Annotated in this window: 21 protein-coding genes; 16 read left to right on the top strand and 5 right to left on the bottom strand. The window is 70.8% G+C overall.

The window, feature by feature from the left end; genetic code table 11:
* Both IF78_RS0131175 and IF78_RS0131180 read left to right on the top strand, forming a co-directional pair.
* A partial coding sequence (locus IF78_RS0131175) for a methionine adenosyltransferase domain-containing protein (RefSeq protein WP_031498559.1) occupies positions 1-379 on the top strand: 379 nt, incomplete at its 5' end.
* 149 nt (positions 380-528) lie between these two features.
* Positions 529-2,700 carry a primosomal protein N' gene (locus tag IF78_RS0131180; RefSeq protein ID WP_031486080.1) on the top strand — a complete coding sequence of 724 codons (2,172 nt, stop codon included), beginning with the start codon at positions 529-531 and terminating at the stop codon, positions 2,698-2,700.
* 148 nt (positions 2,701-2,848) lie between these two features.
* Here the strand turns inward: IF78_RS0131180 and IF78_RS0131185 are convergent, their stop codons facing one another.
* On the bottom strand, positions 2,849-3,391 hold the full coding sequence (locus tag IF78_RS0131185) for a hypothetical protein (RefSeq protein WP_031486081.1): 543 nt from the start codon (positions 3,389-3,391) through the stop codon (positions 2,849-2,851).
* A gap of 340 nt (positions 3,392-3,731) precedes the next feature.
* Here IF78_RS0131185 and fmt point away from each other — a divergent pair, with 340 nt between their 5' ends.
* Positions 3,732-4,664, top strand: a complete 933-nt coding sequence (gene fmt / locus IF78_RS0131190; protein ID WP_031486082.1) for a methionyl-tRNA formyltransferase — start codon at positions 3,732-3,734, stop codon at positions 4,662-4,664.
* A 182-nt stretch (positions 4,665-4,846) separates the two neighbouring features.
* Positions 4,847-6,265 (top strand): RsmB/NOP family class I SAM-dependent RNA methyltransferase, encoded by a 1,419-nt coding sequence (locus IF78_RS0131195; protein WP_031486083.1) that lies wholly within the window; start codon positions 4,847-4,849, stop codon positions 6,263-6,265.
* A gap of 196 nt (positions 6,266-6,461) precedes the next feature.
* Here IF78_RS0131195 and IF78_RS0131200 read toward each other — a convergent pair whose 3' ends face one another.
* Entirely contained in the window at positions 6,462-8,642 is a 2,181-nt protein-coding gene (locus IF78_RS0131200; RefSeq protein WP_051828316.1) for an MMPL family transporter, read from the bottom strand.
* Between the two features lie 146 nt (positions 8,643-8,788).
* Here IF78_RS0131200 and rpe point away from each other — a divergent pair, with 146 nt between their 5' ends.
* From rpe to IF78_RS0131235, 7 genes are all read left to right on the top strand, one after another.
* Positions 8,789-9,475 (top strand): ribulose-phosphate 3-epimerase, encoded by a 687-nt coding sequence (gene rpe / locus IF78_RS0131205; protein WP_031486085.1) that lies wholly within the window; start codon positions 8,789-8,791, stop codon positions 9,473-9,475.
* A 78-nt stretch (positions 9,476-9,553) separates the two neighbouring features.
* Positions 9,554-10,597: a sugar-binding transcriptional regulator gene (locus tag IF78_RS0131210; protein ID WP_031486086.1), complete on the top strand. Its 1,044-nt coding sequence runs from the start codon at positions 9,554-9,556 to the stop codon at positions 10,595-10,597.
* Between the two features lie 80 nt (positions 10,598-10,677).
* Positions 10,678-10,983 (top strand): barstar family protein, encoded by a 306-nt coding sequence (locus tag IF78_RS0131215; protein ID WP_031486087.1) that lies wholly within the window; start codon positions 10,678-10,680, stop codon positions 10,981-10,983.
* 169 nt (positions 10,984-11,152) lie between these two features.
* Positions 11,153-12,595 (top strand): GuaB1 family IMP dehydrogenase-related protein, encoded by a 1,443-nt coding sequence (locus IF78_RS0131220; protein ID WP_031486088.1) that lies wholly within the window; start codon positions 11,153-11,155, stop codon positions 12,593-12,595.
* 94 nt (positions 12,596-12,689) lie between these two features.
* Positions 12,690-13,187, top strand: a complete 498-nt coding sequence (locus IF78_RS0131225) for a GNAT family N-acetyltransferase (protein WP_031486089.1) — start codon at positions 12,690-12,692, stop codon at positions 13,185-13,187.
* A gap of 233 nt (positions 13,188-13,420) precedes the next feature.
* On the top strand, positions 13,421-14,908 hold the full coding sequence (locus tag IF78_RS0131230) for an amino acid permease (protein ID WP_031486090.1): 1,488 nt from the start codon (positions 13,421-13,423) through the stop codon (positions 14,906-14,908).
* Between the two features lie 10 nt (positions 14,909-14,918).
* Complete coding sequence (locus tag IF78_RS0131235; protein WP_031486091.1) at positions 14,919-15,371, top strand: Lrp/AsnC family transcriptional regulator; 453 nt, start codon at positions 14,919-14,921, stop codon at positions 15,369-15,371.
* A gap of 49 nt (positions 15,372-15,420) precedes the next feature.
* On the opposite strand, the gene IF78_RS0131240 is transcribed toward IF78_RS0131235, so the two are convergent.
* The gene (locus IF78_RS0131240) at positions 15,421-15,879 is read right to left on the bottom strand and encodes a hypothetical protein (RefSeq protein WP_031486092.1); all 459 of its coding nucleotides are present in this window, start codon (positions 15,877-15,879) and stop codon (positions 15,421-15,423) included.
* Between the two features lie 110 nt (positions 15,880-15,989).
* Positions 15,990-16,730 (bottom strand): GntR family transcriptional regulator, encoded by a 741-nt coding sequence (locus tag IF78_RS0131245; RefSeq protein WP_031486093.1) that lies wholly within the window; start codon positions 16,728-16,730, stop codon positions 15,990-15,992.
* Between the two features lie 226 nt (positions 16,731-16,956).
* Here IF78_RS0131245 and IF78_RS0131250 point away from each other — a divergent pair, with 226 nt between their 5' ends.
* Genes IF78_RS0131250 through IF78_RS0131265 form a run of 4 tightly spaced genes read left to right on the top strand, consistent with a single transcriptional unit; the run spans position 16,957 to position 21,008 of the window.
* Complete coding sequence (locus tag IF78_RS0131250) at positions 16,957-18,129, top strand: ABC transporter substrate-binding protein (protein WP_234439913.1); 1,173 nt, start codon at positions 16,957-16,959, stop codon at positions 18,127-18,129.
* The gene (locus tag IF78_RS0131255) at positions 18,126-19,061 is read left to right on the top strand and encodes an ABC transporter permease (protein WP_031486095.1); all 936 of its coding nucleotides are present in this window, start codon (positions 18,126-18,128) and stop codon (positions 19,059-19,061) included. The genes IF78_RS0131250 and IF78_RS0131255 overlap by 4 nt, the downstream gene beginning before the upstream one ends.
* On the top strand, positions 19,049-19,891 hold the full coding sequence (locus IF78_RS0131260) for an ABC transporter permease (RefSeq protein ID WP_107050051.1): 843 nt from the start codon (positions 19,049-19,051) through the stop codon (positions 19,889-19,891). Before IF78_RS0131255 ends, IF78_RS0131260 begins: the two co-directional genes overlap by 13 nt.
* Before the next feature lie 25 nt (positions 19,892-19,916).
* A complete protein-coding gene (locus IF78_RS0131265; protein ID WP_031486097.1) occupies positions 19,917-21,008 on the top strand; it encodes an ABC transporter ATP-binding protein in 1,092 nt (363 codons plus the stop codon).
* Here IF78_RS0131265 and IF78_RS0131270 read toward each other — a convergent pair whose 3' ends face one another.
* Positions 21,009-21,464 (bottom strand): hypothetical protein, encoded by a 456-nt coding sequence (locus tag IF78_RS0131270; protein ID WP_031486098.1) that lies wholly within the window; start codon positions 21,462-21,464, stop codon positions 21,009-21,011.
* A 129-nt stretch (positions 21,465-21,593) separates the two neighbouring features.
* On the opposite strand from IF78_RS0131270, the gene IF78_RS0131275 reads away from it, so the two are divergent.
* Complete coding sequence (locus IF78_RS0131275) at positions 21,594-23,081, top strand: HAD-IA family hydrolase (protein ID WP_267882982.1); 1,488 nt, start codon at positions 21,594-21,596, stop codon at positions 23,079-23,081.
* The last annotated feature ends 11 nt before the right edge of the window (positions 23,082-23,092 follow it).

The following is a 23,092-nucleotide window of genomic DNA, read 5'->3' on the forward strand; positions in this document are numbered from 1 at the left end:
TGGCGCGTTCTCCGGCAAGGACCCGTCCAAGGTGGACCGTTCGGCGGCGTACGCGATGCGCTGGGTCGCCAAGAACGTCGTCGCGGCGGGTCTGGCCGCCCGCTGCGAGGTGCAGGTGGCGTACGCGATCGGCAAGGCCGAGCCGGTCGGCCTGTTCGTCGAGACCTTCGGCACGGCCAAGATCGACGCCGAGAAGATCGAGAAGGCCATCGACGAGGTCTTCGACCTCCGCCCGGCCGCCATCATCCGCGACCTCGACCTGCTGCGCCCGATCTACGCCCAGACCGCGGCCTACGGTCACTTCGGCCGTGAGGTGCCGGAGTTCACCTGGGAGCGGACGGACCGGGTTGAGGCGCTGCGGAAGGCGGCGGGGCTGTAAGCCCGGCTCCACTGGTTCGTACGAGGCCCGGCGCCCCAAGGGGCGCCGGGCCTCGGCGTGTCTGACGTGGGTGGGGAGGATGCGCGCTTCGTTGCCGTCGGGATCTCGGGGCGCGTCGGTTGTCAGTGGCGTTTGGTAAGAATGCAAGCGTGAGCAGCGAGAACGGGCAGACGGGCGGTGGGGCCGAGGGGGCGCCGCCCGAGCAGCTTGCGCTCATTCGGGAGAGTGTGCGCAAGGCCAAGGTGCCCAAGGCCAAGCCGCGGACGTGGCGGGGGGCCGCGCTCGCCAAGGAGCTGCCCGTGGCGCGGGTGCTGGTCGACAAGGGTGTGCTGCACCTCGATCGGTACTTCGACTACGCCGTCCCCGAGGAACTGGACGCCGACGCGCAGCCGGGCGTTCGGGTGCGGGTGCGGTTCGGGGCCGGGCGGCATCGGGTGCGTGAGGGCCGGCGTGAAGGCGGCGGGCTCATTGACGGGTTCCTTGTCGAGCGGGTCGCCGAGTCCGACTACTCCGGGCCGCTGGCGGCTCTCGCGCAGGTCGTGTCCCCTGAGCGGGTGTTGAGCGAGGAGCTGTTGGGGCTTGCCCGGGCCGTTGCCGATCGGTATGCCGGAGGGCTTGCCGATGTGCTGCAGCTTGCCGTGCCACCGCGCAGTGCCCGGGCCGAGCAGCGTCCCTCGCCGGAACCGCTTCCGGCGCCTGGAGTGCCCGAGGTGGGGTCATGGGGCCGGTATGAGCGGGGGGCCGCCTTCCTGGAGTCGCTGGCTGCCGGGGGCGCGCCGCGTGCCGTATGGAATGCGCTGCCCGGACCCGAGTGGAGTGAGGAGTTGGCTCGGGCCGTTGTCGCGACGCTGGCCTCCGGGCGCGGGGCGCTCGTCGTGGTGCCGGACGGCAGAGCTGTCGCGCGGGTCGACGCCGCGCTGACCTCCTTGATGGGAGAGGGGCGGCATGCGGTCCTGACCGCGGATGCCGGGCCCGAGAAGAGGTATCGGGAGTGGCTCGCGGTGCGGCGGGGCAGCGTGCGGGCGGTCGTGGGCACTCGGGCCGCCATGTTCGCCCCCGTGCGGGATCTAGGGCTGGTCGCCCTCTGGGACGACGGCGACGACAGCCACAGCGAGCAGCATGCTCCGCAGCCGCATGCGAGGGAAGTGCTCCTGCTGCGGGCGGCGCAGGACAAGTGCGGCTTCCTGCTGGGGAGTTGGAGCTGCACGGTCGAGGCCGCCCAGCTCGTGGAGAGTGGCTGGGCCCGGCCGTTGGTCGCGGGGCGGGAACAGGTGCGGGGCGCGGCTCCGCTCGTCCGGACCGTCGGGGACGCGGATCTCGCGCGGGACGAGGCCGCTCGGGCCGCCCGGCTGCCCACGCTCGCCTGGCAGGTGGTGCGGGAGGGGCTGCGGCATGGGCCGGTGCTGGTGCAGGTGCCCCGGCGCGGGTACGTGCCGCGGATGGCCTGCGCCAACTGCCGGGCGCCCGCTCGGTGTCGGCACTGCTCCGGGCCGCTGGAGGCGCGGGGCTCGGGGGCCGATCTGCGGTGCGGGTGGTGCGGGCGTGACGAGGGCGCCTGGCACTGTCCGGAGTGCGGTGCGTTCCGGTTGCGGGCTCAGGTGGTGGGGGCGCGGCGGACCGCCGAGGAGTTGGGGCGGGCCTTTCCCGCGGTTCCGGTGCGGACGTCAGGTCGAGAGCATGTGCTGGACACCGTGCCGGGCACGCCCTCGCTGGTCGTGAGTACGCCTGGGGCCGAGCCGGTTGCCGAAGGCGGGTATGCGGCGGCACTGCTGCTGGACGGCTGGGCGATGCTCGGGCGACCCGATCTGCGGGCCGGGGAGGACGCGTTGCGGCGGTGGATCGCGGCCGCGTCGCTGGTACGGCCGCAGCGGGTCGGGGGGACGGTGGTGGTCGTCGCCGAGCCCACGTTGCGGCCCGTTCAGGCGCTGGTGCGGTGGGATCCGGTCGGGCACGCGGTGCGGGAGCTGGCCGAGCGGGCAGAGCTGGGGTTTCCGCCGGTGTCCCGCATGGCGTCCGTGGCCGGGCCGGGGGAGGCGGTCGCCGAGTTCCTCCGTGCGCTCGCACTGCCGCCGCAGGCGGAGGTGTTGGGGCCGGTTCCGCTGCCCGTCACGCCGGCGGGGCGGCCGCGGCGCGTGGGGGCGCCGCCGCCCGGGGAGCACTGGGAGCGGGCGTTGATCCGGGTGCCGCCGGGGCGGGGGGCCGCGTTGGCGACCGCGTTGAAGGCAGCGCAGGCGGCGCGGATGGCTCGGGGGAGTGGGGGTGGCGGTGGTGAGGCTGTGGTGCGGGTGTCGGTTCGGATTGATCCGGCTGATATTGGGTGACGGTGGAATGTCGGGTGCCGCCGGTGTGCCGGGTGCCGCTGGTATTGGGTGACTGGTGACTGGTGACTGATGCCGGTGGCGTGGCCCTTGTGGGACTGGCATGGCTCTGCCCTCCCGGGTGCGCTCCAGGAGGGCAGAGTTAGGGGGGTCAGCCGTTGCGCGGGCCGGGGAAGGCCGTCGGCCTGGCCTCGTCGCGCAGGCCGGGGCTGCCTGCCGTCGGCTGCGTCGGCATGGAGCGGGCCGCGGGGACCGTCGGCACCGTGGGGATGGCGGTGGTGACATTGACCGTGCGGGTTCCCGAGGGCTCGGTCGCACGCTCGGCCTCGGCTGTCGCCTGGGCGGTGGCGCGGCGTGCGCCGTAGCGGCGGTGGACCGCCTGTTTGGTGACGCCGAGGGCGGAACCCACCGCGTCCCAGGAGAAGCCGAGTGAGCGGTCGAAGTCCACGGCTGCCGTGACCAGGGTTTCGACGCTGTCCCGCAGCTCCTGGGCGAGGCGGACCGTCGGGGCGGGGGCGCGTCCGTAGACGACGAAGCCCGTGGAGGGACCGGAGCGGCGCGGGCGGTAGACGTTGCCCAGTTGCGCGGTGAGCGTGCGCAGTGCGTCCACCTGCCGGCGGACCCGCTCGATGTCCCGCACCAGCAAGTGCAGGCTGGCCCGAGCCTGGGCGTCGTGGGTTGCGTGGTCGGCCATGAACAAGCCTCTCGAACCGGCGTTGAAAAGGAGTGGGCCGCGAGTACGGCGGGTGCGGCCCGTTGTGGTCAACTCTTTCTTGACCAACGCGGGATCGCTCCGCGGGTCACGCAGTGGGGGCGTGTGGGCATATGCCTACGCCCCTGCGCGCGGGGTGTGCGCCTCGGCGTTCGGCCTCGGATCCTTTGCCCGCCCGCGCACCACCCGTTCCTTGGCCAAGAGGCTGGACTCTCCTGTGGGTGTTGCTCGCCGTTGGCGGCTTTCCGTTCGTGGGCGCCATGCACACATAGACTTGTGCGCTGCCCGCAACAACCCCCGCCCGAGAGGCCCGAACCCACCCATGAAGCTTGTCTTCGCCGGTACCCCCGAGGTCGCCGTTCCCGCTCTGGACGCTCTGATCGCCTCCGGGCGACACGAGGTGGCCGCCGTCGTCACGCGGCCCGACGCGCCGGCCGGGCGTGGGCGCAGGCTGGTGGCCAGCCCGGTGGCCGAGCGGGCCGAGGAGGCCGGGATCGAGGTGCTCAAGCCGGCCAGGCCGCGTGACCCCGAGTTCCTGGAGCGGCTCAGGGAGATCGCGCCCGACTGCTGTCCCGTCGTCGCCTACGGCGCCCTGCTGCCGCGCGTCGCCCTCGACATCCCGGCCCACGGCTGGGTCAACCTGCACTTCTCGCTGCTGCCCGCCTGGCGTGGGGCGGCGCCGGTGCAGCACGCCATCATGGCCGGCGACGAGATCACCGGGGCCTCCACCTTCCTCATCGAGGAAGGGCTCGACTCCGGACCTGTCTACGGCACCGTCACCGAGGAGGTCCGGGCCACCGACACCAGCGGCGACCTGCTGACCCGCCTCGCCTTCGCCGGCGCCGGGCTGCTGGCGGCGACCATGGACGGGATCGAGGACGGCACGCTGAAGGCCGTACCGCAGCCGTCCGAAGGGATCACTCTCGCTCCCAAGGTCAACGTAGAGGACGCCCACATCGACTGGAGCGCGCCCTCCCTGCGCGTCGACCGGGTCGTGCGTGGGTGCACCCCGGCGCCGGGCGCCTGGACCACCTTCCGTGGCGAGCGGCTCAAGCTCATCCAGGTGCAGCCGGTGCCCGGGCGGGACGACCTCGCGCCTGGTGCGCTCTCCGTCGGGAAGAACAACGTGTACGTCGGGACCGGTTCGTACGCCGTCGAGTTGCTGTGGGTGCAGGCTCAGGGCAAGAAGCCGATGCGGGCCGCGGACTGGGCTCGGGGGGTCAGGATCGACGACGGGGAGATCCTCGGGGCTTGAGGTTCGATGGCGCGGATGCGGATGCCGACGCGGATGTGGCGGGTGCGGGGACCGTTGGCTGATTGTTGAGTGCCGGTTGTCCGCCGCTCGTCGGTTGGTCGGCGGACCGTCCTGCGCGCGGGCCTCCGGTGCGACGTACGCTGTGTGCGTATCTCGATCCAGCAATCCGGAGCACCTTTTTCGTGAGCGACACCTCCCGTCGGCCCCGCAAACCCGGCAAGCCCTACCGACGGCCCAAGAAGGACCCCGTCCGCATGCTCGCCTTCGAGGCGCTGCGCGCCGTGGACGAGCGGGACGCGTACGCCAATCTCGTGCTGCCGCCGCTGCTGCGGAAGGCGCGGGAGAAGGGCGACTTCGACGGGCGGGACGCCGCGCTCGCGACCGAGCTGGTGTACGGGACGCTGCGGTGGCAGGGGACGTATGACGCTGTCGTCGCCGCCTGTGTGGACCGGCCGTTGCGTGAGGTCGATCCGCCGGTGCTCGATGTGCTCAGCCTCGGTGTGCATCAGCTGCTCGGGACGCGGATCCCGCCGCATGCCGCCGTGTCCGCCTCCGTCGAGCTTGCCCGTGTCGTGCTCGGGGACGGGCGGGCCAAGTTCGTCAACGCCGTGCTGCGGAAGGTCGCGCAGGACGATCTCGACGGGTGGATCCAGCGGGTGGCGCCGCCGTACGACGAGGATCCCGAGGACCATCTCGCCGTGGTGCACTCGCATCCGCGGTGGATCGTCTCCGCGCTGTGGGACTCGCTCGGTGGAGGGCGGGCCGCGATCGAGCGGTTGCTGGAGGCCGACAACGAGCGGCCCGAGGTGACGCTGGTCGCGCGGCCGGGACGTGCCACGACCGAGGAACTGCTCGGGGAGGAGGCCGCGGTGGCGGGGCGTTGGTCGCCTTATGCCGTGCGGCTTGCCGAGGGCGGGGAGCCGGGGGCGATCGAGGCCGTGCGGGAAGGGCGTGCGGGGGTGCAGGACGAGGGGAGCCAGCTGGTTGCCCTCGCCCTTGCCAATGCTCCGCTGGACGGGCCTGATGAGCGGTGGCTCGACGGGTGTGCCGGGCCTGGAGGGAAGGCCGCGTTGCTCGCGGCGTTGGCCGCCGAGCGGGGAGCCTCGTTGCTCGCCTCCGAGAAGCAGCCGCATCGGGCGGGCCTGGTGGCCAAGGCGTTGGAGGGGAATCCGGGGCCGTATCAGGTCATCGCCGCCGATGGGACGCGGCCTGCGTGGCGGGCCGGGAGCTTTGACCGGGTGTTGGTGGATGTTCCGTGCACCGGGCTGGGGGCGTTGCGGCGGCGGCCTGAGGCGCGGTGGCGGCGTCGGCCGGAGGATCTGGATGGGGTCGCGCCGTTGCAGCGGGGGTTGTTGCGGGGGGCGCTCGACTCCGTGCGGGTGGGTGGGGTGGTGGGGTACGCCACTTGCTCGCCGCATCTTGCTGAGACGCGGGCGGTTGTCGAGGACGTGTTGAAGCAGCGGGTTGGGGGTGAGCTGATTGATGCTCGGGGGTTGTTGCCCGGGGTGCCGGAGCTGGGGGAGGGGCCCGATGTGCAGTTGTGGCCTCATCTGCATGGGACGGATGCGATGTATTTGGCGTTGATTCGGCGGGTGGGCTGAGGGGCGGGGTGTCTGGGGGCGCCGGTCGTTCGGTGCCCGGGGGGTTGGTGCGGGCTTGGCTGTTCTCGCCCCCGCCGCCCCTACCCGTCCCGTCCTCCAGGGGCGCTGCCCCTTCGACCCCGCCAGGGGCTCCGCCCCTTGACCCCGCTGGGGCTGCCGCCCCAGACCCCGCTTCGGCCCTGAAGGGGCCTCGTCCTCAAACGCCGGACGGGCTGGATGGTGAAACGGCATCGAGAGGTGGCTCTTCCTCCCGCGCCCGCCTGTGCGGCCACCAGACCTTCGGCCCCGCGTCCAGGAACAGTGCCGTCACCAGGACCGAGCGGACGATGAAGGTGTCCAGGAGCACTCCCAGTGCTACCGCGAAGCCGATTTCGGCGAAGGCGACCATGGGGAGGGTGCCCAGGGCGGCGAAGGTGCCGGCGAGGACCAGGCCGGCCGAGGTGATGACCGCGCCGGTGGCGGCCAGGCCGGTGAGAACGCCGGGGCGGGTGCCCTGGTGGGTTGCCTCCTCGCGGATGCGGGTCGTGAGGAAGATGTTGTAGTCGATGCCGAGCGCCACCAGGAAGACGAAGACGAAGAGGGGGAAGTCGGTGGACTCGCCCGCGTAGTCGAAGAGGTGGCGGAACGCCAGCGCGCTGATTCCCAGGGCGGCCGTGAACGACAGGATCACCGTGCCGATCAGCAGGAGCGGGGCGATCAGTGCGCGGAGCAGTGCGCAGAGGATCAGCAGGACGACCAGCAGGACGAGCGGGATGATCAGGACGTTGTCGTGCGTTGTTGCCCTGTCCATGTCCAGCAGGGCTGCCGTACCGCCGCCCACCTGGGCGTCGGCGTCCGGCACGGCATGCACGGCGTCGCGTACGCGTTCGACCGTCTGTTTCGCGGCCTCGCTGTCGGCGGGATCGCTCATCGTCGCCTCGAAGAGCACCTTGCCGTCGTAGGAGGGCTTCGCGCCGGGCGGGAGGCCGAGTGACTCGGGGACCACGCCGGGTGTGTCGGCCACCGTGCGGCCCACCTGTTCGGCCTGTGCCTGGTTGGTGACGATGACCAGCGGGTCGCCGGTGCCGGCCGGGAAGTAGCGCTCGGAGACCTCCTGGCCGGTGATCGAGTCCGGCTTGTCGGTGAACGCGTCGGCGTTGCTCAGGCCTTCGGCGCGCAGTTGGATCAGGCCCAGGGAGCAGACCGCCAGGGCGATGGACGTGGCGACCCAGGTCGTGCGCGGGCGGTGGGAGATACGGCGGCCCATGCGGGCCCAGATGCCTCGCTGGTCCGGGTTCTCCGTGCCCAGGTGGGGGATCACCGGCCAGAAGATCCAGCGGCCGAAGATGACCAGGAGGGCGGGGAAGAGTGTGAGCATCGCGATCAGACCGACCGCGACGCCGATCGCGGCGACGGGGCCGAGGCCGCTCGTCGAGTTCATCTCCGCCGCCAGCAGCACCAGCATGCTGAGGACGACGGTCGCGCCGGAGGCGATCACCGCCGGGCCCGCGCGGTGCAGGGCGAGGGCCATCGCCTCGTGGCGGTCCTCGTGGCGGCGTAGCTCCTCCCGGTAGCGGGCGACGAGCAGCAGTGCGTAGTCCGTGCCCGCGCCGAAGACCAGGACCGTGAGGATGCCGGCGCTCTGGCCGTTGACCGTCAGGCCGCCGTACTCCGCCAGGAGATAGATGAAGGCCTGCGCGGTGAACAGGGCCACGATCACGGCCACCAGGGGGATCAGGAGCAGGGTCGGACTCCGGTAGGTGAGCAGCAGCATCACGATGACCACAGCCATCGCCGACAGGAGCAGCGTGGAGTCGATGCCCTCGAACGCCTCGGCGAAGTCGGCGGATGTGCCGCCCGGGCCCGTGATGTGCACGGCCAGTCCGCCGCCGCCCTCGCCGACCACGTCCCGGATCGAGTCGACCGCGGGCGCGATGCGTTCCCAGCCCTTCTCGTCCATCGTGATCGGGACCTGGACCTGGGCCGCGCGTGGGTCCGCCTCGCGGTCGAAGACCGGGCCCCGCGTCTCGGCGCCCCGGATGCCGTGGTCGGTCAGCTGCTTCAGCCGGCCCACGTCCTCGGTGATCGCGGCCCGGTCCTGTGCCGTCAGGCCGCCGTCACGGGCGTAGATGACGATCGCCGGTATCTGTTCCGGTCTGAAGTTCTCGGAGATTTCCAGGACTTGGGTGGACTCGGCCGAGCCCGGCAGCCAGGAGGCCGCGTCGTTGTCCTGGGCGTCGGTCAGCTTCTGGGCGAAGGGCGCCGTCAGGAACAGCACCACCAGCCACAGGACGAGCACCACCCACTTCGCGCGCCGCCCGCAGACCAGATGCGCGATGCCCTGCTGTCCCGGCCGCGTCCGCTGCCTCGTCTCCTGGAACTTCTGGACCTTCGTCATGGCCACCCCCGCAGCCGCACAACGATCCGGTCGGCCGTCCGGTCGGCCGCCCAGCATGGCACGCGCGACCCGAGCACAACATCCGATGAACGTCTCAGCTCTGTACCGGCGCGAACATTCGTGCTCCGGCATGGCAGTCTTGGGTCATGGCCGTGCAGATCAACCCCAGCATCCTGTCCGCCGACTTCGCCCGTCTCGCGGACGAGGCGAAGGCGGTCGAGGGAGCCGACTGGCTCCACGTCGACGTCATGGACAACCATTTCGTCCCGAACCTCACGCTTGGCGTGCCGGTCGTAGAGTCCCTGGTCCGTGCGACGGACACCCCGCTGGACTGCCATCTGATGATCGAGGCCCCCGATCGATGGGCACCCCAGTACGTGGAAGCGGGGGCTTCCTCCGTCACCTTCCATGTCGAGGCCGCCGCGGCCCCGGTGCGGCTGGCCAGGGAGATCCGGGCCAAGGGCGCACGTGCCTCCATGGCGCTCAAGCCCGCGACGCCCATCGAGCCGTACGAGGATCTGCTCCCCGAACTCGACATGCTGCTGATCATGACGGTCGAGCCGGGCTTCGGTGGTCAGGCGTTTCTCGACATCATGCTTCCGAAGATTCGCCGCACCCGCGAGTTGATCAGCAAGCACGGCCTCCAGCTGTGGCTCCAGGTGGACGGCGGGGTCTCCGCGTCGACGATCGAGCGGTGTGCCGAGGCGGGCGCCGATGTCTTCGTCGCCGGATCGGCGGTGTACGGGGCCGAGGACCCGGCCGAAGCGGTCCGTGGGCTGCGCGCTCAGGCGGAGGCGGTGACCAAGTCCGCCGCCTGGGCATGCGACCACTGAGCCAAGGGAACGTGAACGGCGCCCATCAGGGCGGATCAAGAGCGCCGGATCTGCAAGGATGAACGGCGAATCCAGAGTGTGAACAGCAGTGAGGAGATCGCCGTGTCGGGTATGTCGGCGGGCCGGTCAGCCATGCGGATGGGACCCGCTGAGCTGGTGCAGGCGGCGGCCATGGCCCGCCGCTTCTACCTCGAGGGCAAGTCCAAGATCCAGATCGCCGAGGAGTTCGGCGTCAGCCGCTTCAAGGTGGCCCGGGTCCTGGAGACCGCCCTCGAACGGGATCTCGTACGTATCGAGATCCGTGTCCCGGCCGAGTTGGACGCCGACCGCTCGGACGCGCTGCGCGCCCGGTACGGCCTCAGGCATGCCGTCGTCGTGGAGTCCCCGGCCGAGGCCGAGGAGACGCCGGACCCGGAGAACCTGGGAGAAGTGGCCGCCGACCTGCTCGGCGAACTGGTGAACGAAGGGGATGTCCTGGGCCTGGCCTGGGGCCGCTCCACCATCCACATGGCCGCGGCACTCGACCGGCTGCCGCCGTGCACGGTCGTGCAGCTGACGGGTGTGTACGACGCGGGGACCGCCGAGCGCGGTTCGGTCGAGGCGGTGCGCCGGGCCGCCCAGGTGTCGGGCGGCGACGCACACCCCATCTACGCGCCGATGCTGCTGCCGGACGCGGCCACCGCGGCGGCGCTGCGCCACCAGACCGGGATCGCCCGGGCCTTCGAGTACTTCGACAAGGTCACGGTCGCCTGTGTCTCCATCGGCTCCTGGGAGCCCGGCATCTCCACGGTGCACGACATGCTCAGCGACGAGGAGCGGGCCCACTACGCCTCGCTCGGCGTCGCCGCCGAGATGTCCGCGCACCTCTTCGACGCCGAGGGGCGCCGGGTCGGGCGGGACCTGGGCGAGCGGTGCATCACGGTCAAGGCCGACCAGCTCCGCCGTATCCCGGAGGTCGTCGCGATCGCGGGCGGCGCGCGCAAGGCGGCCGCGATCGACGCGGTGCTGCGCTCGGGGCTCGTCACCAGCCTGGTGACGGACACCTCGGCGGCGGACGTGCTGATGACGGCCGGGACGACGCCGAAGCCGGCGCTCAACAGGGCCGATCCGGACGGGCACTGACGGAACATCAGGAGGGGGCGGCCCGGGTCGCCCCCTCCCTCATTCGACGATCACTACGACACGCTCAGGGCGGTACCGACATGACGGAGCTCGTGGTCACGCTGGACCTCGACGGGGTCACCGACAGGGCCGGCCTGATGGACCGCTGCGCCACCGCCCTGCGGCTGCCCGACTGGTTCGGCCGCAACTGGGACGCGCTGGCCGACTCCCTCTCCGACCGCACCGTCTGGCCGGAGGATGCCGTCGAGCGGGGGCTGCTGGTCGTCGTACGGAACTGGCAGCCGTACGCGAAGACCAGGCCCGAGGAGTGGACGGTCGCGCAGGACGTGTTCGGCGACGCGGTCGCCCGTGACTCGTCGCTCACTGTGGCGCTCGCTCTTGGCTGACGCCGGAGGCCGACGCCAGCCTTGGAGGTTCCTCTGAAGGGGCCCCTGACCTGCTTGGATGATGTGACCGTACATCGCAATCCGGTCAGCATGGGACAATGAAGTACGTGCTCCTACCCCTGGCTGACCTGTCCGGGGGCCACCTCTGATCGACTGGGATGTGCAGCACGTGCGTTTCCTCAATGACATCCAGCCCGCGTACGACCTGACGTACGACGACGTCTTCATGGTCCCGAGCCGCAGCGCGGTCGGCTCGCGGCAGGGCGTGGACCTCAGCTCCCCGGACGGCACGGGCACCACGATCCCGCTGGTCGTCGCCAACATGACGGCCATCGCCGGCCGCCGTATGGCCGAGACCATGGCCCGGCGCGGCGGCCTGGTGGTCATCCCGCAGGACATCCCGATCGATGTCGTCACGGACGTCATCTCCTGGGTCAAGAGCCGCCACCACGTCCTCGACACCCCGATCGTGCTGGCCCCGCACCAGACCGTCGCCGACGCGCTGTCGCTGCTGCCCAAGCGTGCGCACAACGCCGGTGTCGTCGTCGACGAGGACAACAAGCCGATCGGCGTGGTCACCGACTCCGACCTCTCCGGCGTGGACCGCTTCACGCAGCTCGAAGTGGTCATGTCCCGTGACCTGCTGCTCCTCGACGCGGACATCGACCCGATCGAGGCCTTCAACACCCTCGACCACCACAACCGGCGCTACGCCCCGGCCGTGGACGCCGAGGGCCGTCTCGCGGGCATCCTGACCCGCAAGGGCGCCCTGCGCGCCACGCTGTACACGCCGGCCGTCGACGTCGACGGCAGGCTGCGCATAGCGGCCGCCGTCGGCATCAACGGCGACGTCGCGGGCAAGGCCAAGCAGCTGCTCGACGCGGGCGTCGACACGCTGGTCATCGACACGGCGCACGGGCACCAGGAGTCGATGATCGCCGCGATCAGGACCGTGCGCGCGCTCGATCCGCAGGTGCCGATCGTCGCGGGCAACATCGTCGCCGCCGAGGGTGTCCGGGACCTCGTCGAGGCCGGTGCCGACATCATCAAGGTCGGTGTCGGTCCGGGCGCGATGTGCACGACCCGCATGATGACCGGCGTCGGCCGGCCGCAGTTCTCGGCGGTGCTCGAGTGCGCCGCCGAGGCGAAGAAGTACGGCAAGCACGTGTGGGCCGACGGTGGTGTGCGGCACCCGCGCGACGTCGCCATGGCGCTCGCCGCCGGTGCGTCCAACGTGATGATCGGGTCCTGGTTCGCGGGGACGTACGAGTCCCCGGGCGACCTCCAGCACGACGCTCAGGGGCGTGCGTACAAGGAGTCCTTCGGCATGGCCTCCGCGCGTGCCGTGCGCAACCGTACGTCGGAGGAGTCCGCGTACGACCGCGCCCGCAAGGCCCTGTTCGAGGAGGGCATCTCCACCTCCCGCATGTTCCTCGACCCGGCCCGCCCCGGCGTGGAGGACCTGATCGACTCGATCATCGCGGGTGTGCGGTCGTCCTGCACCTACGCGGGCGCCGGCTCCCTGGAGGAGTTCGCCGAGAAGGCCGTCGTCGGCATCCAGAGCGCGGCCGGTTACGCGGAGGGCAAGCCGCTGCACGCCAGCTGGAGCTGACGGGACTGCAACGCCCTGTCGTACGGCCCCCGTTGTCCCGCCCGCCGGGAAAATCGGGGGCCGTTCCCGTGCTCCGGGAAGTAGCTTCGGCGACATGGAGATCACCGTCTGCGGGCCGGCCGACGTGGCGCTGCTCGACCGGCACATCGCTTCGCCGGGCACCCTGTCGTTCCACGCGCGAAGGTTCGCACGCCAGCAGCGGGGTGAAAGCACCTATCTGGTCGCCTGGTTGGAGGGGCGGCCCGTCGGGCACGTGGAGATGCGCTGGACCGGTTGCGACGCTCCCGCTGTGCGCATCGCGCGGCCCGGCTGCCCGGAGATCAACGGACTGGGCGTCTGGCCGGAGGAACTGCGCTCGCGTGGCATCGGCACCGCACTCGTCCGGGCCGCCGAGGAGCTGGCCCGCGAACGCGGCATCACGGTCGTCGGCCTCGGCGTCGCGAAGGACAACCCCCGTGCTGCCGCGCTCTATGCGCGGCTCGGCTATCAACCCCTGATCGACTACCACGACCGCTGGCCGTACGAGGGCACCGACGGGATGCTGCGCGAGTGGGTCGACGCGTGCACGTTCCTCGTCAAGGACCTGCTCTGACCAGCCGCGCGCAACGGTCGAAAGCCCCGCTGCAACGAACACCCGCCCAGCCACCGGACACGCAATGATCATGCGGGCACACGCAAGGTTGCTGCATTTCATCAGCAACGTCACTCGCCCTAGGCTGTCGCCTCGTACGTGGCGTGGCAGGGACCCCGCTCGGTGGGTTCCTGCTGTCGCAGGGTGCCGCCGGTCCCCGCCGCCCCGATAGGCAGCGACGAAGGAGTCAGCGCGTGCTCGACCAAGGCGCACCCCCGCAGAACCGCAACCGCACAGGCCCGCCGTCTTTGGGCCTCGGCGCGCGTCTTATGAGTCGCAAGCCCGTGGAACACCTGGTCGCCGAGGGCGGCCAGGGTGAGGGAGGGTCGCTGCGGCGCTCCCTGGGCATGTGGCAGCTCACCATGATCAGCATCGGTGCCACCCTCGGCACCGGCATCTTCGTCGTCCTCGGTGACGCCGTCCCGGAGGCCGGTCCCGCGGTCACCCTGGCCTTCGTGATCGCCGGTCTGACGGCGCTGTTCTCGGCCCTGTCCTACGCCGAGCTGGCGGGCAGCATCCCGGTCGCGGGCTCCTCCTACTCGTATGCGTACGCAACGATGGGCGAGCTGGTCGCGTGGATCTGCGGCTGGTGTCTGGTGCTGGAGTACGGCGTGTCCGTGGCCGCGGTCGCCGTCGGCTGGGGCGAGTACCTCAACGAGCTGCTCGACGGGACCATAGGTGTCACCATCCCGTCGGTGCTGTCCTCCGCGCCCGGTGAGGGCGGGATCGTCAACCTGCCGGCGCTGATCGTCGTCCTGCTGGCGATGGTGTTCCTGCTCGGCGGCGTCCGCGAGTCCGCCCGCGCCAACACGATCATGGTGGCCGTCAAGATCGCCGCGTTGGTGCTGTTCTGCGCGGTCGGCTTCATGGGCTTCAAGTCCGGCAACTACGAGGACTTCATGCCGCTCGGCATGGCGGGCGTCAGCGCCGCCGGCGCCACGCTCTTCTTCTCCTACATCGGCTTCGACGCCGCCTCCACCGCCGGTGAGGAGGCGAAGGACCCCAAGCGGGACCTGCCGCGGGCCATCATGCTCTCGCTGATCATCGTGACCGCGCTGTACGTGCTCGTCGCGGGCGTCGCCGTCGGCGCCTGGAACTGGACGAAGTTCGAGGGCTCCAGCGCCTCCCTCGCCGCGATCATGAACGACGTCAGCGGCCAGACCTTCTGGGGCACGCTGCTCGCCCTCGGCGCCGTCATCTCCATCGCGAGCGTGGTCCTGACCGTGCTCTACGGCCAGACCCGCATCCTCTTCGCGATGTCCCGCGACGGTCTGGTGCCCAAGGCGCTCGGCAAGGTCCACGCGAAGACCGGCGCGCCCCGCCTCAACACGGTCATCGTGTCCCTCTTCTGTGGTGCGCTCGCCGCCCTCATCCCGCTGGGCAAGCTCGTCGACGCCACCAGCATCGGCACGCTGTTCGCCTTCGCGCTGGTCAACATCGCGGTGATCGTGCTGCGCGTGAAGCGGCCCGAGCTCGAGCGCACGTTCAGGGTGCCGTTCGGGCCGGTGCTGCCGGTGCTCGGCTTCCTGTTCTGCGCGTACAACATGTTCAGCCTCGACAGCGTCACCTGGGTGGTCTTCGGGTTCTGGATGGCCGCCGGTCTCGTGTTCTACTTCGTGTACGGCTATCGCCGTTCCCGTCTCGCGACGGGTGAGGCTCTCGCAACACCAGAAGTGAAGTGAACACCCCGCAGTGCTGAACGATCTCGACGAACGCATCGTGCACGCCCTCGCCGAGGACGCCCGCCGCTCCTACGCGGACATCGGGCAACTGGTCGGCCTGTCCGCGCCTGCCGTCAAACGGCGCGTGGACCGGCTGCGCGCGACCGGGGCCATCACCGGTTTCACGGTGCGGGTGGACCCGTCCGCGCTCGGCTGGGAGACCGAGGGGTTCGTCGAGATCTACTGCCGGCACAACACCTCGCCGGAGACCATCCGGCGCGGCCTGGAGCGCTATCAGGAGATCGTGGCCGCGTCCACCGTCACCGGTGACGCGGACGCGGTCGTGCAGGTCTTCGCCTCTGATATGCGGCACTTCGAGCGGGTGCTGGAGCGGATCGCGGGGGAGCCGTTCGTGGAGCGGACCAAGTCTGTTCTGGTGTTGTCGCCCTTGTTGCGACGGTTTTCTTCCGGGTCGCCTGCGTAGTTTGTCGGCTGCGGGTCTGTGGGGGCTTGTCGCGCAGTTCCCCGCGCCCCTAAGCGGCGTGTTCGCGGACCTTCTTCAGCATGTGCCGTACGACGATCGCGTGGCCGCCCGTGCCAATCACCAGAAGCCGGTAGATTCGGCCGGCCGGCCCCGGGAAAGCACCCCACGTTTCGGCGCGCACCCTCGTGTGTCCCTCGCCGGCCTCCTCCAACCGGAAGATCAAGGCGTACGTCGAGAAGCGGTGGCTCCCGGCGAGTGCCAGCTCCCTCCCCGGCACCGCGCTGACCACGTGGAACCCGGGGATCGCGGAGCCCTCTGCCGGGGGCCTCGGGCCGGACGCGGTGCGGTCGGCGCAGTCGAGCATGCGTGCGACGAACGCGGTGGGCCGGTTCCTGAAGCTGCGGTCGACCGTTTCGGCGATGGCGCGCCAGACGGCGTCCGGATCCGCGGCCATGACCGTCGTGTGCGCGTCGACGAACGGCAGGTCGAGTATCTCGGCGGCGTCCATGAAGTCCCCCTCGAACTGGCGGCTCGGCTTCCTCCCGGCAGTCTCCCGGCCCGCTGTACGAGACGGCCTCCTCCAGCGGGAGGACGTGTATAGCCGTACGGCGGAGAACGTCAGTCGGCCGTCTTGCGCGCCAGCGCGTTGTTGTCGATCGAGTTGTGCACGCTGAAGCTCACCGCGTCCGAGCGGTAGCGGTCGTCCGACCACTCCACCGGCCGTCCCTCGCGGGTCGTCGTCACGCGGCGCACCCGCAGCAGGGGGCTCGTGCGGCGGATGCCCAGCAGCTCGGCGTCCTGGGCGCCCGCGGCCACCGCGTCGATGACGTGCTCGCCGTAGGCGAAGACCAGGCCCGAGTCGTCGTAGAGGCGTTGGGTGACGGACGGGCAGTCGGGCTCGATGGCCTCGACGGCGGGGGAGATCCAGTCGGCGTACACGGTCCGCTCCAGCAGCACCGGCTCGCCGTCCAGACCGCGCACCCGCAGGACGTGCAACACCGAGGTCCCGGCGCTCAGCTGGAGGCGTACGGCGTCCTCTGCGGTCGCCGGGCGGTACTCCTGCGCGACCACGTGCCCGGTCGCCTCGCGCCCCATCGCCTGTGCCCACTGGGCGAAGCTGCGCAGTTCGGCGAAGCTCTGGCTGCGGCGGCTGGCCAGGACGACCCGGCGGGCGCCCTGGCGGGAGCCGATGAGGCCCTCGGCGGTCAGTGTCGCGACGGCCTGCCGGACCGTGCCGCGCGAGACGCCGTAGTGGGAGGCGAGGTCGGTCTCCGCGGGCAGCAGAGTGCCGACCGTGTACTCCTCGCGGTCGATCGCCCGGCGCAGTGCGTCGGCGATCTCCTCGTGTCGCGCCGCCATGCTTCCCCTCTGAGTCGGTTGCTGTGCACAGCGTGACCAGCGTAATCGAGATCCCTCGGTGATCCGTGTCAGTCGGGAGCATGCACAAATTCAGGGCAGAGGCTTTCGCCGGTGTTAACGGACGTGTCACCATCGGCGGGCCTACTGGGGCCAACTTGTTCAGACAAGTTCGAGATCTTTCCTGGGCAAGATCCTCCTGCACCCTCGCGCGTCCCCTGGAGAAACCGTGTCCACGTCTTTGCCGAGCACAGCCCTGCCGAGAACCGCCGCCCGCGGTGCCGCCCTCGCCGTCGTCGCCGCGCTCGCCCTGAGCGCCTGTGGCGCCGCCCCCGACAACGCCTCCACCAGCGCCGACGGCAAGAGCGCCGCCACCGTCACCTCCGCCGAGGAGTTCGGGGGCATGGACGCCCTGGTGAAGGCGGCGAAGGAGGAGGGCAAGCTCAACGCGATCGCCCTGCCGCGCGACTGGGCCAACTACGGCGCCCTCATCGACGGCTTTGAGAAGAAGTACGGCATCAACGTCGAGGTCGACAATCCCGACGGCTCCAGCCAGGAGGAGATCAGCGCGGTCACCACGCTCAAGGGCCAGGACCGTGCGCCCGACGTGCTCGACCTGGGACAGTCGTTCGCGCTGAGCGGGGCCCAGCAGGGCCTGTTCGCCCCCTACAAGGTCGCGTCGTTCGACGACATCCCCGCGGCCCAGAAGGACGCCCAGGCCCGGTGGTACAACGACTACGGCGGCTACATCTCCATCGGCTGCGACGCGGGGCGCGTCAAGGAATGCCCGACCACCTTCAAGGACCTGCTGAAGCCGCAGTACAAGGGCCAGGTCGCCCTCAACGGCAACCCCACCAAGTCCGGTTCGGCCTTCGCCGGGGTGTGGGCGGCGGCCCTGGCGAACGGTGGCTCGTTCGACGACCTCCAGCCCGGGATCGACTTCATCGCCGAACTGAAGAAGAACGGCAACTACACGCCGGTCGAGTCGACTCCGGCCACGGTCGAGAAGGGCGAGACGCCCATCACCATCGACTGGGACTACCTGAACGCCGGATACGCGCAGGAGTTCAAGTCCAAGGGACTGGACTGGAAGGTCGCCGTCCCGACCGACGGCAAGTTCTCCCAGTACTACTCGCAGGCCATCAACAAGGACGCCCCGCACCCGGCGGCCGCCCGGCTCTGGCAGGAGTACCTCTACAGCGCCGAGGGCCAGAACCTCTGGCTCAAGGGGTACGCCCGCCCGGCTCTCATGGCCTCGATGGAGAAGGCCGGCACGCTCGACAAGGCCGCCGCGGCCAAGCTGCCCGAGGTCTCGGGTACGGCGGCCTTCCCGACCGAGGCCCAGCAGGCCAAGGCCAAGGAAGTCCTCGCCCAGGGCTGGGGCAAGGCTGTCTCCGGATGACGACCCAGACCGACGCGACCGTCGCCCCCGCCGCCTCGGCGAACACCGGTACCGACGCCGCCGCGCCCGCCGTCCCCTCCGGGCGGCGGCGCCGCCGCGTCGGGGGCGGCTTCGCCGTCGTCCCGCTGCTCGCCTTCGTGGCGCTCGCCTTCGGGATCCCCGCCCTGGCCATGCTGAACGGCGCCTTCACCGTCAAGGACCCCGCCACGGGAGCCACTTCGTACGGCGTCGCCAATGTGACCGCCTCGATGCAGGGGGCCTACCTCACCGCCCTGATCGGCAGCGTGAAGCTCTCCGCCTTCTCCGCGGCCATCGGCGTGGTGAGCGGGCTGCTGCTGGCGCAGGCCGTGGTGACCTCACGGTCCAGGATGCTGCGGGAGGCCGTGCTCACCGCCTCCGGGGTCCTCGCCAACTTCGGCGGTGTCCCGCTGGCCTTCGCCTTCGTCGCCACGCTCGGCAACTCGGGCTTCCTCACCCGTCGCCTGGACCTGACGGACAAGGGGTGGAGCCTCTACGGCTTCTCCGGGCTGACGCTGGCCTACCTGTACTTCCTGATCCCGCTGATGGTCCTCACCATCACTCCGGCGCTCGAAGGACTGCGGACCCAGTGGCGTGAGGCCGCCCGGAACAACGGCGCCACCAACGCCCAGTACTGGCGGCACGTCGCGCTGCCGGTGCTCGCACCCTCACTGCTCGGCGGCTTCGTGCTGCTCTTCGGCAGCGCCTTCGCCGCGTACGCCACCGCGGCCGCCATGGTCGGCAGCTCGATCCCGCTGGTCACCCTGCAGATCGCCGACGCCCTCGCCGGCAATGTCCTGGTCGGCCAGGAGAACGTCGCGCTGGCCCTGAGCCTGGACATGGTCCTCGTGGCAGGCCTCGTGATGGCCGTGTACCTGCCCCTGCAACGACGGAGTGCCCGATGGCTCGCCTGACCAGTCGCGGAATCGGGAAGGTCCGCCCCGGGCGCGGTGTGGTCCTGCTGTGCGCCGCGGTCTACTTCCTGCTGCCGCTCGCCGCCTCCGTGATCTTCACGGTCGACATACCCGGCCAGGGGGTGAACTTCGACGTCTACGAACAGATCCTCGGCGCCGAGGGTTTCGTCGCCAGCCTGCTGCTCTCGCTGGAACTGGCCGCCGCCACCATCGCGCTGGTCCTGCTGCTGATGGTGCCCGCGATGGTCGCGCTGCGGCTCGGTGCGCGGCGGCTGCGCCCGGTCGTCGAGATCGTCTGCTCGCTGCCGCTGGTAGTGCCGCCGATCGCGTTCGTCGCGGGCATCGCCACGGTGCTGACGTGGGGGCCCGAGTACCTCTCGACGACTCCGTTGTTCCAGACCTTCGTGGCGGTGCAGAATCCCGACTTCCCCGTAGTGCTCGTCCTCGCCTACACGGTGATGGCACTGCCGTTCGTGTACCGGGCGCTGGACGCGGGTCTGCGGTCGATCGATGTACCCACCCTCGTGGAGGCGGCCCGCAACTGCGGCGCCGGCTGGGCGCAGGCGCTGGTCCGGGCGGTGCTGCCCAACCTTCGCGGGGCCCTGCTGAACGCCTCGTTCCTCACGCTGGCGCTGGTGCTCGGCGAGTTCACGGTCGCTCAGATCCTGAAGTTCCGGCCCTTCGCCGTCTGGATCGTCGGTATCGGCGGCTCGCAGGCACAGATGTCCGTGGCGGTGTCCGTCCTCAGCCTGTTCGTGACCTGGCTGCTGCTGCTCGCCATCGCCGCCTTCGGCGGGCGCACTCCCTCCCCGACCACCACCGAGAAGTGATCCGACCCCAGAGGTGACCCGGAAGATGACACTCACAGCACCCCAGCCGAAGGCCGACACGGCCGACGCGGCCGCCACGGTCGAGTTCCGGGGCCTGCGCCGCGCCTTCGGCAGCACGGTCGCCCTCGACGGGCTGGATCTCGCCGTACGGCCCGGTGAACTCCTCGCCCTCCTCGGCCCGTCCGGCTGCGGCAAGACCACGGCCCTGCGCATGCTCGCCGGGTTCGAGCACCCTGACTCGGGCGCCCTCCTGGTGGACGGAGAGGACGTCACCCGGGTCCCGGCGCACCGTCGCGATGCCGGCATGGTCTTCCAGTCGTACAGCCTGTTCCCGCACCTCAGCGCACTCGACAACGTCGCCTTCGGCCTGCGCATGCGCAAGGTCGGCACGGCCGAGCGCCGTGCCCGGGCCGCCGAACTGCTGGAACTCGTCGGTCTCGGCGACAAGAGCGGGCGCTTTCCGCACCAGCTCTCCGGCGGCCAGCAGCAGCGCGTGGCGCTGGCCCGCGCCCTCGCCCTGCGCCCGCGGGTCCTGCTGCTCGACGAGCCGTTGTCCGCGCTGGACGCCAAGGTGCGGCTCACCCTGCGCGAGGAGATCCGCCGCATCCAGCAGGAACTCGGCATCACCACCCTGTTCGTGACCCACGACCAGGAGGAGGCCCTGTCCATCGCCGACCGCGTCGCGGTGATGCGCGGTGGGCGCCTGGAGCAGTGCTCCGCACCCCGCGAGTTGTACGCCGACCCGGCGACGGAGTTCGTGGCGGAGTTCGTCGGCACGGTGAGCCGGCTGCCCGGCCGCACGAACGGCACGGGCGCGGTGCGGGTGCTCGGCCGCACCGTGCCCGTGAAGTCCGGCTCCCCCGCCGGGGAAGTCGAGGTGGATGTCCTGGTCCGCCCGGAGGCCGTACGAGTCGCCGCGGACCCGGAGGGGAACGGGCAGGTGGTCGCCGCCACCTTCCTCGGGGCGACCACTCGTCTCACGGTGCGACTGCCGCACGACGGCCCCGAGATCAAGGCCGACGTGCCCACGGCCGACGCCGGGGACTTCGCCCCCGGCGTCCGCGTGGCGGTCACGCTGCCGGACCAGTCGGTGATGGTGGTGGACCGGGCCGGGTGATTACTTGAACATGCCGCAGTAGAGGTTCACCGATGGGGTCTCCCAACGGCCGCCGTATTCCCGGAGCCACACGGTCTGCCAGGTCTTCGCCTTGGCTCCGGAATTCGGATAGTCGAACTTGCACTGATGGGTGATGCTCCATTTCGCCGACTTTTTGCTCTTGAATTCGTAGTTCTTCTGCTCGTACGCGACGCGTCCGAGTGCCGGGTGCTGGTAGTTTATGGCCGAGGTCATGTGGAACGTGTGAGAGGTCTTGCACTTCCAGGAGCCGTCGACGGATATGCGCTGGTCGTCGCGACTGTAGTAGTGATGGACCGGAATCCCTACATAGAAGTCGCAGTCCTTGTACGTGTAGTGCACGGACAGAGCGCTGGCGGTCGGAGCCTGCAGCAATCCCAGTCCCGCTACGGACGCGAGCGCCGCGGATACCGCGGCGATTCGGGCGTGCAAACGCATGCGACACCTCCGGTCGGCGTGGTGTGGTCGCGTCAACCTAGCATGAATTTCGGAGGGAATTGCAATTCGTCTCACCCAGGTATTGTCCCGTCCAATATGTATCGACGAGAATTGAAAGAGTCGGCAAACGTGGCAACCCGAGACCGTGAAAATGCATCAGGGAATTCCCTGAGTGCCGTCCTGTTCGACATGGACGGCACCCTCGTCGACACCGAGCGGCTGTGGTGGGAGGCGGTGGAGCGCGTCGCCGGACGGACCCTGGCCGAGGCGGACCAGCAGGAGGTGCTCGGACGCCCGGTCGAGCACACCGCCGCCTGGCTGGCCGCGGCCACCGGTGGCTCGGCCCCGGAGCTCGCCGACGTCCTCCACCGGGAGTTCGCCGAGCGCGTCCGCAACGGCATCGTGCCCCGCCCTGGTGCGATCGGTCTGCTCGACGCCCTGGCCCGCGAGGGCGTCCCCACGGCTCTGGTGACCGCGTCCCCCAGGGCCGTCGCCGACACCGTTCTCGAAGCGCTCGGCCGGAGACGCTTCGCCGTGACCGTCACCGCCGACGACACCGACCGCACCAAGCCCGCCCCCGACCCCTACCTCGCCGCCTGCCACGCCCTCGGCGTCGACCCCAGGGCGTGCGTCGCCGTCGAGGACACCGCCACCGGCGTCAGCTCCGCCGAGGCGGCCGGTTGCACGGTGCTCGCGGTGCCCTCGCTCGCCCCGATCGAGCCGGCCCCCGGCCGCACGGTCCTCGCCAGCCTCGAGGGCGTGAGCCCGCGGCGGCTGCGCGACCTCCTGGCGGGCGCCCTGCCACCGCCCGGCCTGCGCGTCATGAGCTGGAACCTCTGGCACGGCGGCACCAAGGTCCACGACCACCGGGCCAAGCAGCTCAAGGTCATCGCCGAGACCGGCGTGGACGTGGTCGGCCTCCAGGAGACGTACGGCACCGCCGCCCAGGAACTCGCCGACGCCCTCGGCTGGTACCACCACCGGGCCGGCGAGAACCTCGGCATCATCAGCCGCCACCCGATCACGGCCCGCTTCGGCGACCCCGGCGTCGGCTTCTACGGGGCGGCCGGCGTTCGGATCCGGGTGGGGCAGCGGCAGGTCGACATCTGGACGGCCCACCTCGACTACACGCCCTACGGCCCGTACGAGTCCGCCTTCGACGGGCTCGACGCGGCCGAGCTGATCGCCCACGAGCGGGTGCGGCTCGCCCAGATGCGGGACACCCTGCGCCGGATCCAGGAGGCCTCCGGCCCCGCCGTGCCCGTCGTCCTCGTCGGCGACTTCAACAGCCCCTCGCACCTGGACCGGCCGGACGTGGAGTGGCCGGTGACCAAGGCGGCCGAGGAGGCGGGGCTGCGGGACTCCTACCGCGAGGCCCACCCGGATCCGGCCGCCCACCCCGGCCACACCTGGTCGCCGATCCACCCCGTGCACGAGGACGGCAGCGGACGCCCGGAGCCTCAGGACCGGATCGACTTCGTGCTGCACCGGGGCCTGCGCGTGCTCGACTCCGAGACCTACGTCAGCGGCCGTTCGCGCCCCTGGCCGGACGTCGAGGACAACGACTGGCCGTCCGACCACGCGGCGGTGATCACCACATTCTCCCTGCACGGGTGAGCCCGAGCCGC

Source organism: Streptomyces bicolor, from assembly GCF_000719285.1.
Classification (GTDB): domain Bacteria; phylum Actinomycetota; class Actinomycetes; order Streptomycetales; family Streptomycetaceae; genus Streptomyces; species Streptomyces bicolor.

What these genes read in the sequence shown, in the direction of transcription:
- IF78_RS0131245 (WP_031486093.1), bottom strand. Translation starts at nt 16,730, where the DNA reads ATGGCGGCGCGACACGAGGAGATCGCCGACGCACTGCGCCGGGCGATC.
- IF78_RS0131225 (WP_031486089.1), top strand. Translation starts at nt 12,690, where the DNA reads ATGGAGATCACCGTCTGCGGGCCGGCCGACGTGGCGCTGCTCGACCGG.
- IF78_RS0131255 (WP_031486095.1), top strand. Translation starts at nt 18,126, where the DNA reads ATGACGACCCAGACCGACGCGACCGTCGCCCCCGCCGCCTCGGCGAAC.
- IF78_RS0131260 (WP_107050051.1), top strand. Translation starts at nt 19,049, where the DNA reads ATGGCTCGCCTGACCAGTCGCGGAATCGGGAAGGTCCGCCCCGGGCGC.
- IF78_RS0131240 (WP_031486092.1), bottom strand. Translation starts at nt 15,879, where the DNA reads ATGGACGCCGCCGAGATACTCGACCTGCCGTTCGTCGACGCGCACACG.
- IF78_RS0131200 (WP_051828316.1), bottom strand. Translation starts at nt 8,642, where the DNA reads ATGACGAAGGTCCAGAAGTTCCAGGAGACGAGGCAGCGGACGCGGCCG.
- IF78_RS0131185 (WP_031486081.1), bottom strand. Translation starts at nt 3,391, where the DNA reads ATGGCCGACCACGCAACCCACGACGCCCAGGCTCGGGCCAGCCTGCAC.
- fmt (WP_031486082.1), top strand. Translation starts at nt 3,732, where the DNA reads ATGAAGCTTGTCTTCGCCGGTACCCCCGAGGTCGCCGTTCCCGCTCTG.
- IF78_RS0131215 (WP_031486087.1), top strand. Translation starts at nt 10,678, where the DNA reads ATGACGGAGCTCGTGGTCACGCTGGACCTCGACGGGGTCACCGACAGG.
- rpe (WP_031486085.1), top strand. Translation starts at nt 8,789, where the DNA reads ATGGCCGTGCAGATCAACCCCAGCATCCTGTCCGCCGACTTCGCCCGT.
- IF78_RS0131270 (WP_031486098.1), bottom strand. Translation starts at nt 21,464, where the DNA reads ATGCGTTTGCACGCCCGAATCGCCGCGGTATCCGCGGCGCTCGCGTCC.
- IF78_RS0131265 (WP_031486097.1), top strand. Translation starts at nt 19,917, where the DNA reads ATGACACTCACAGCACCCCAGCCGAAGGCCGACACGGCCGACGCGGCC.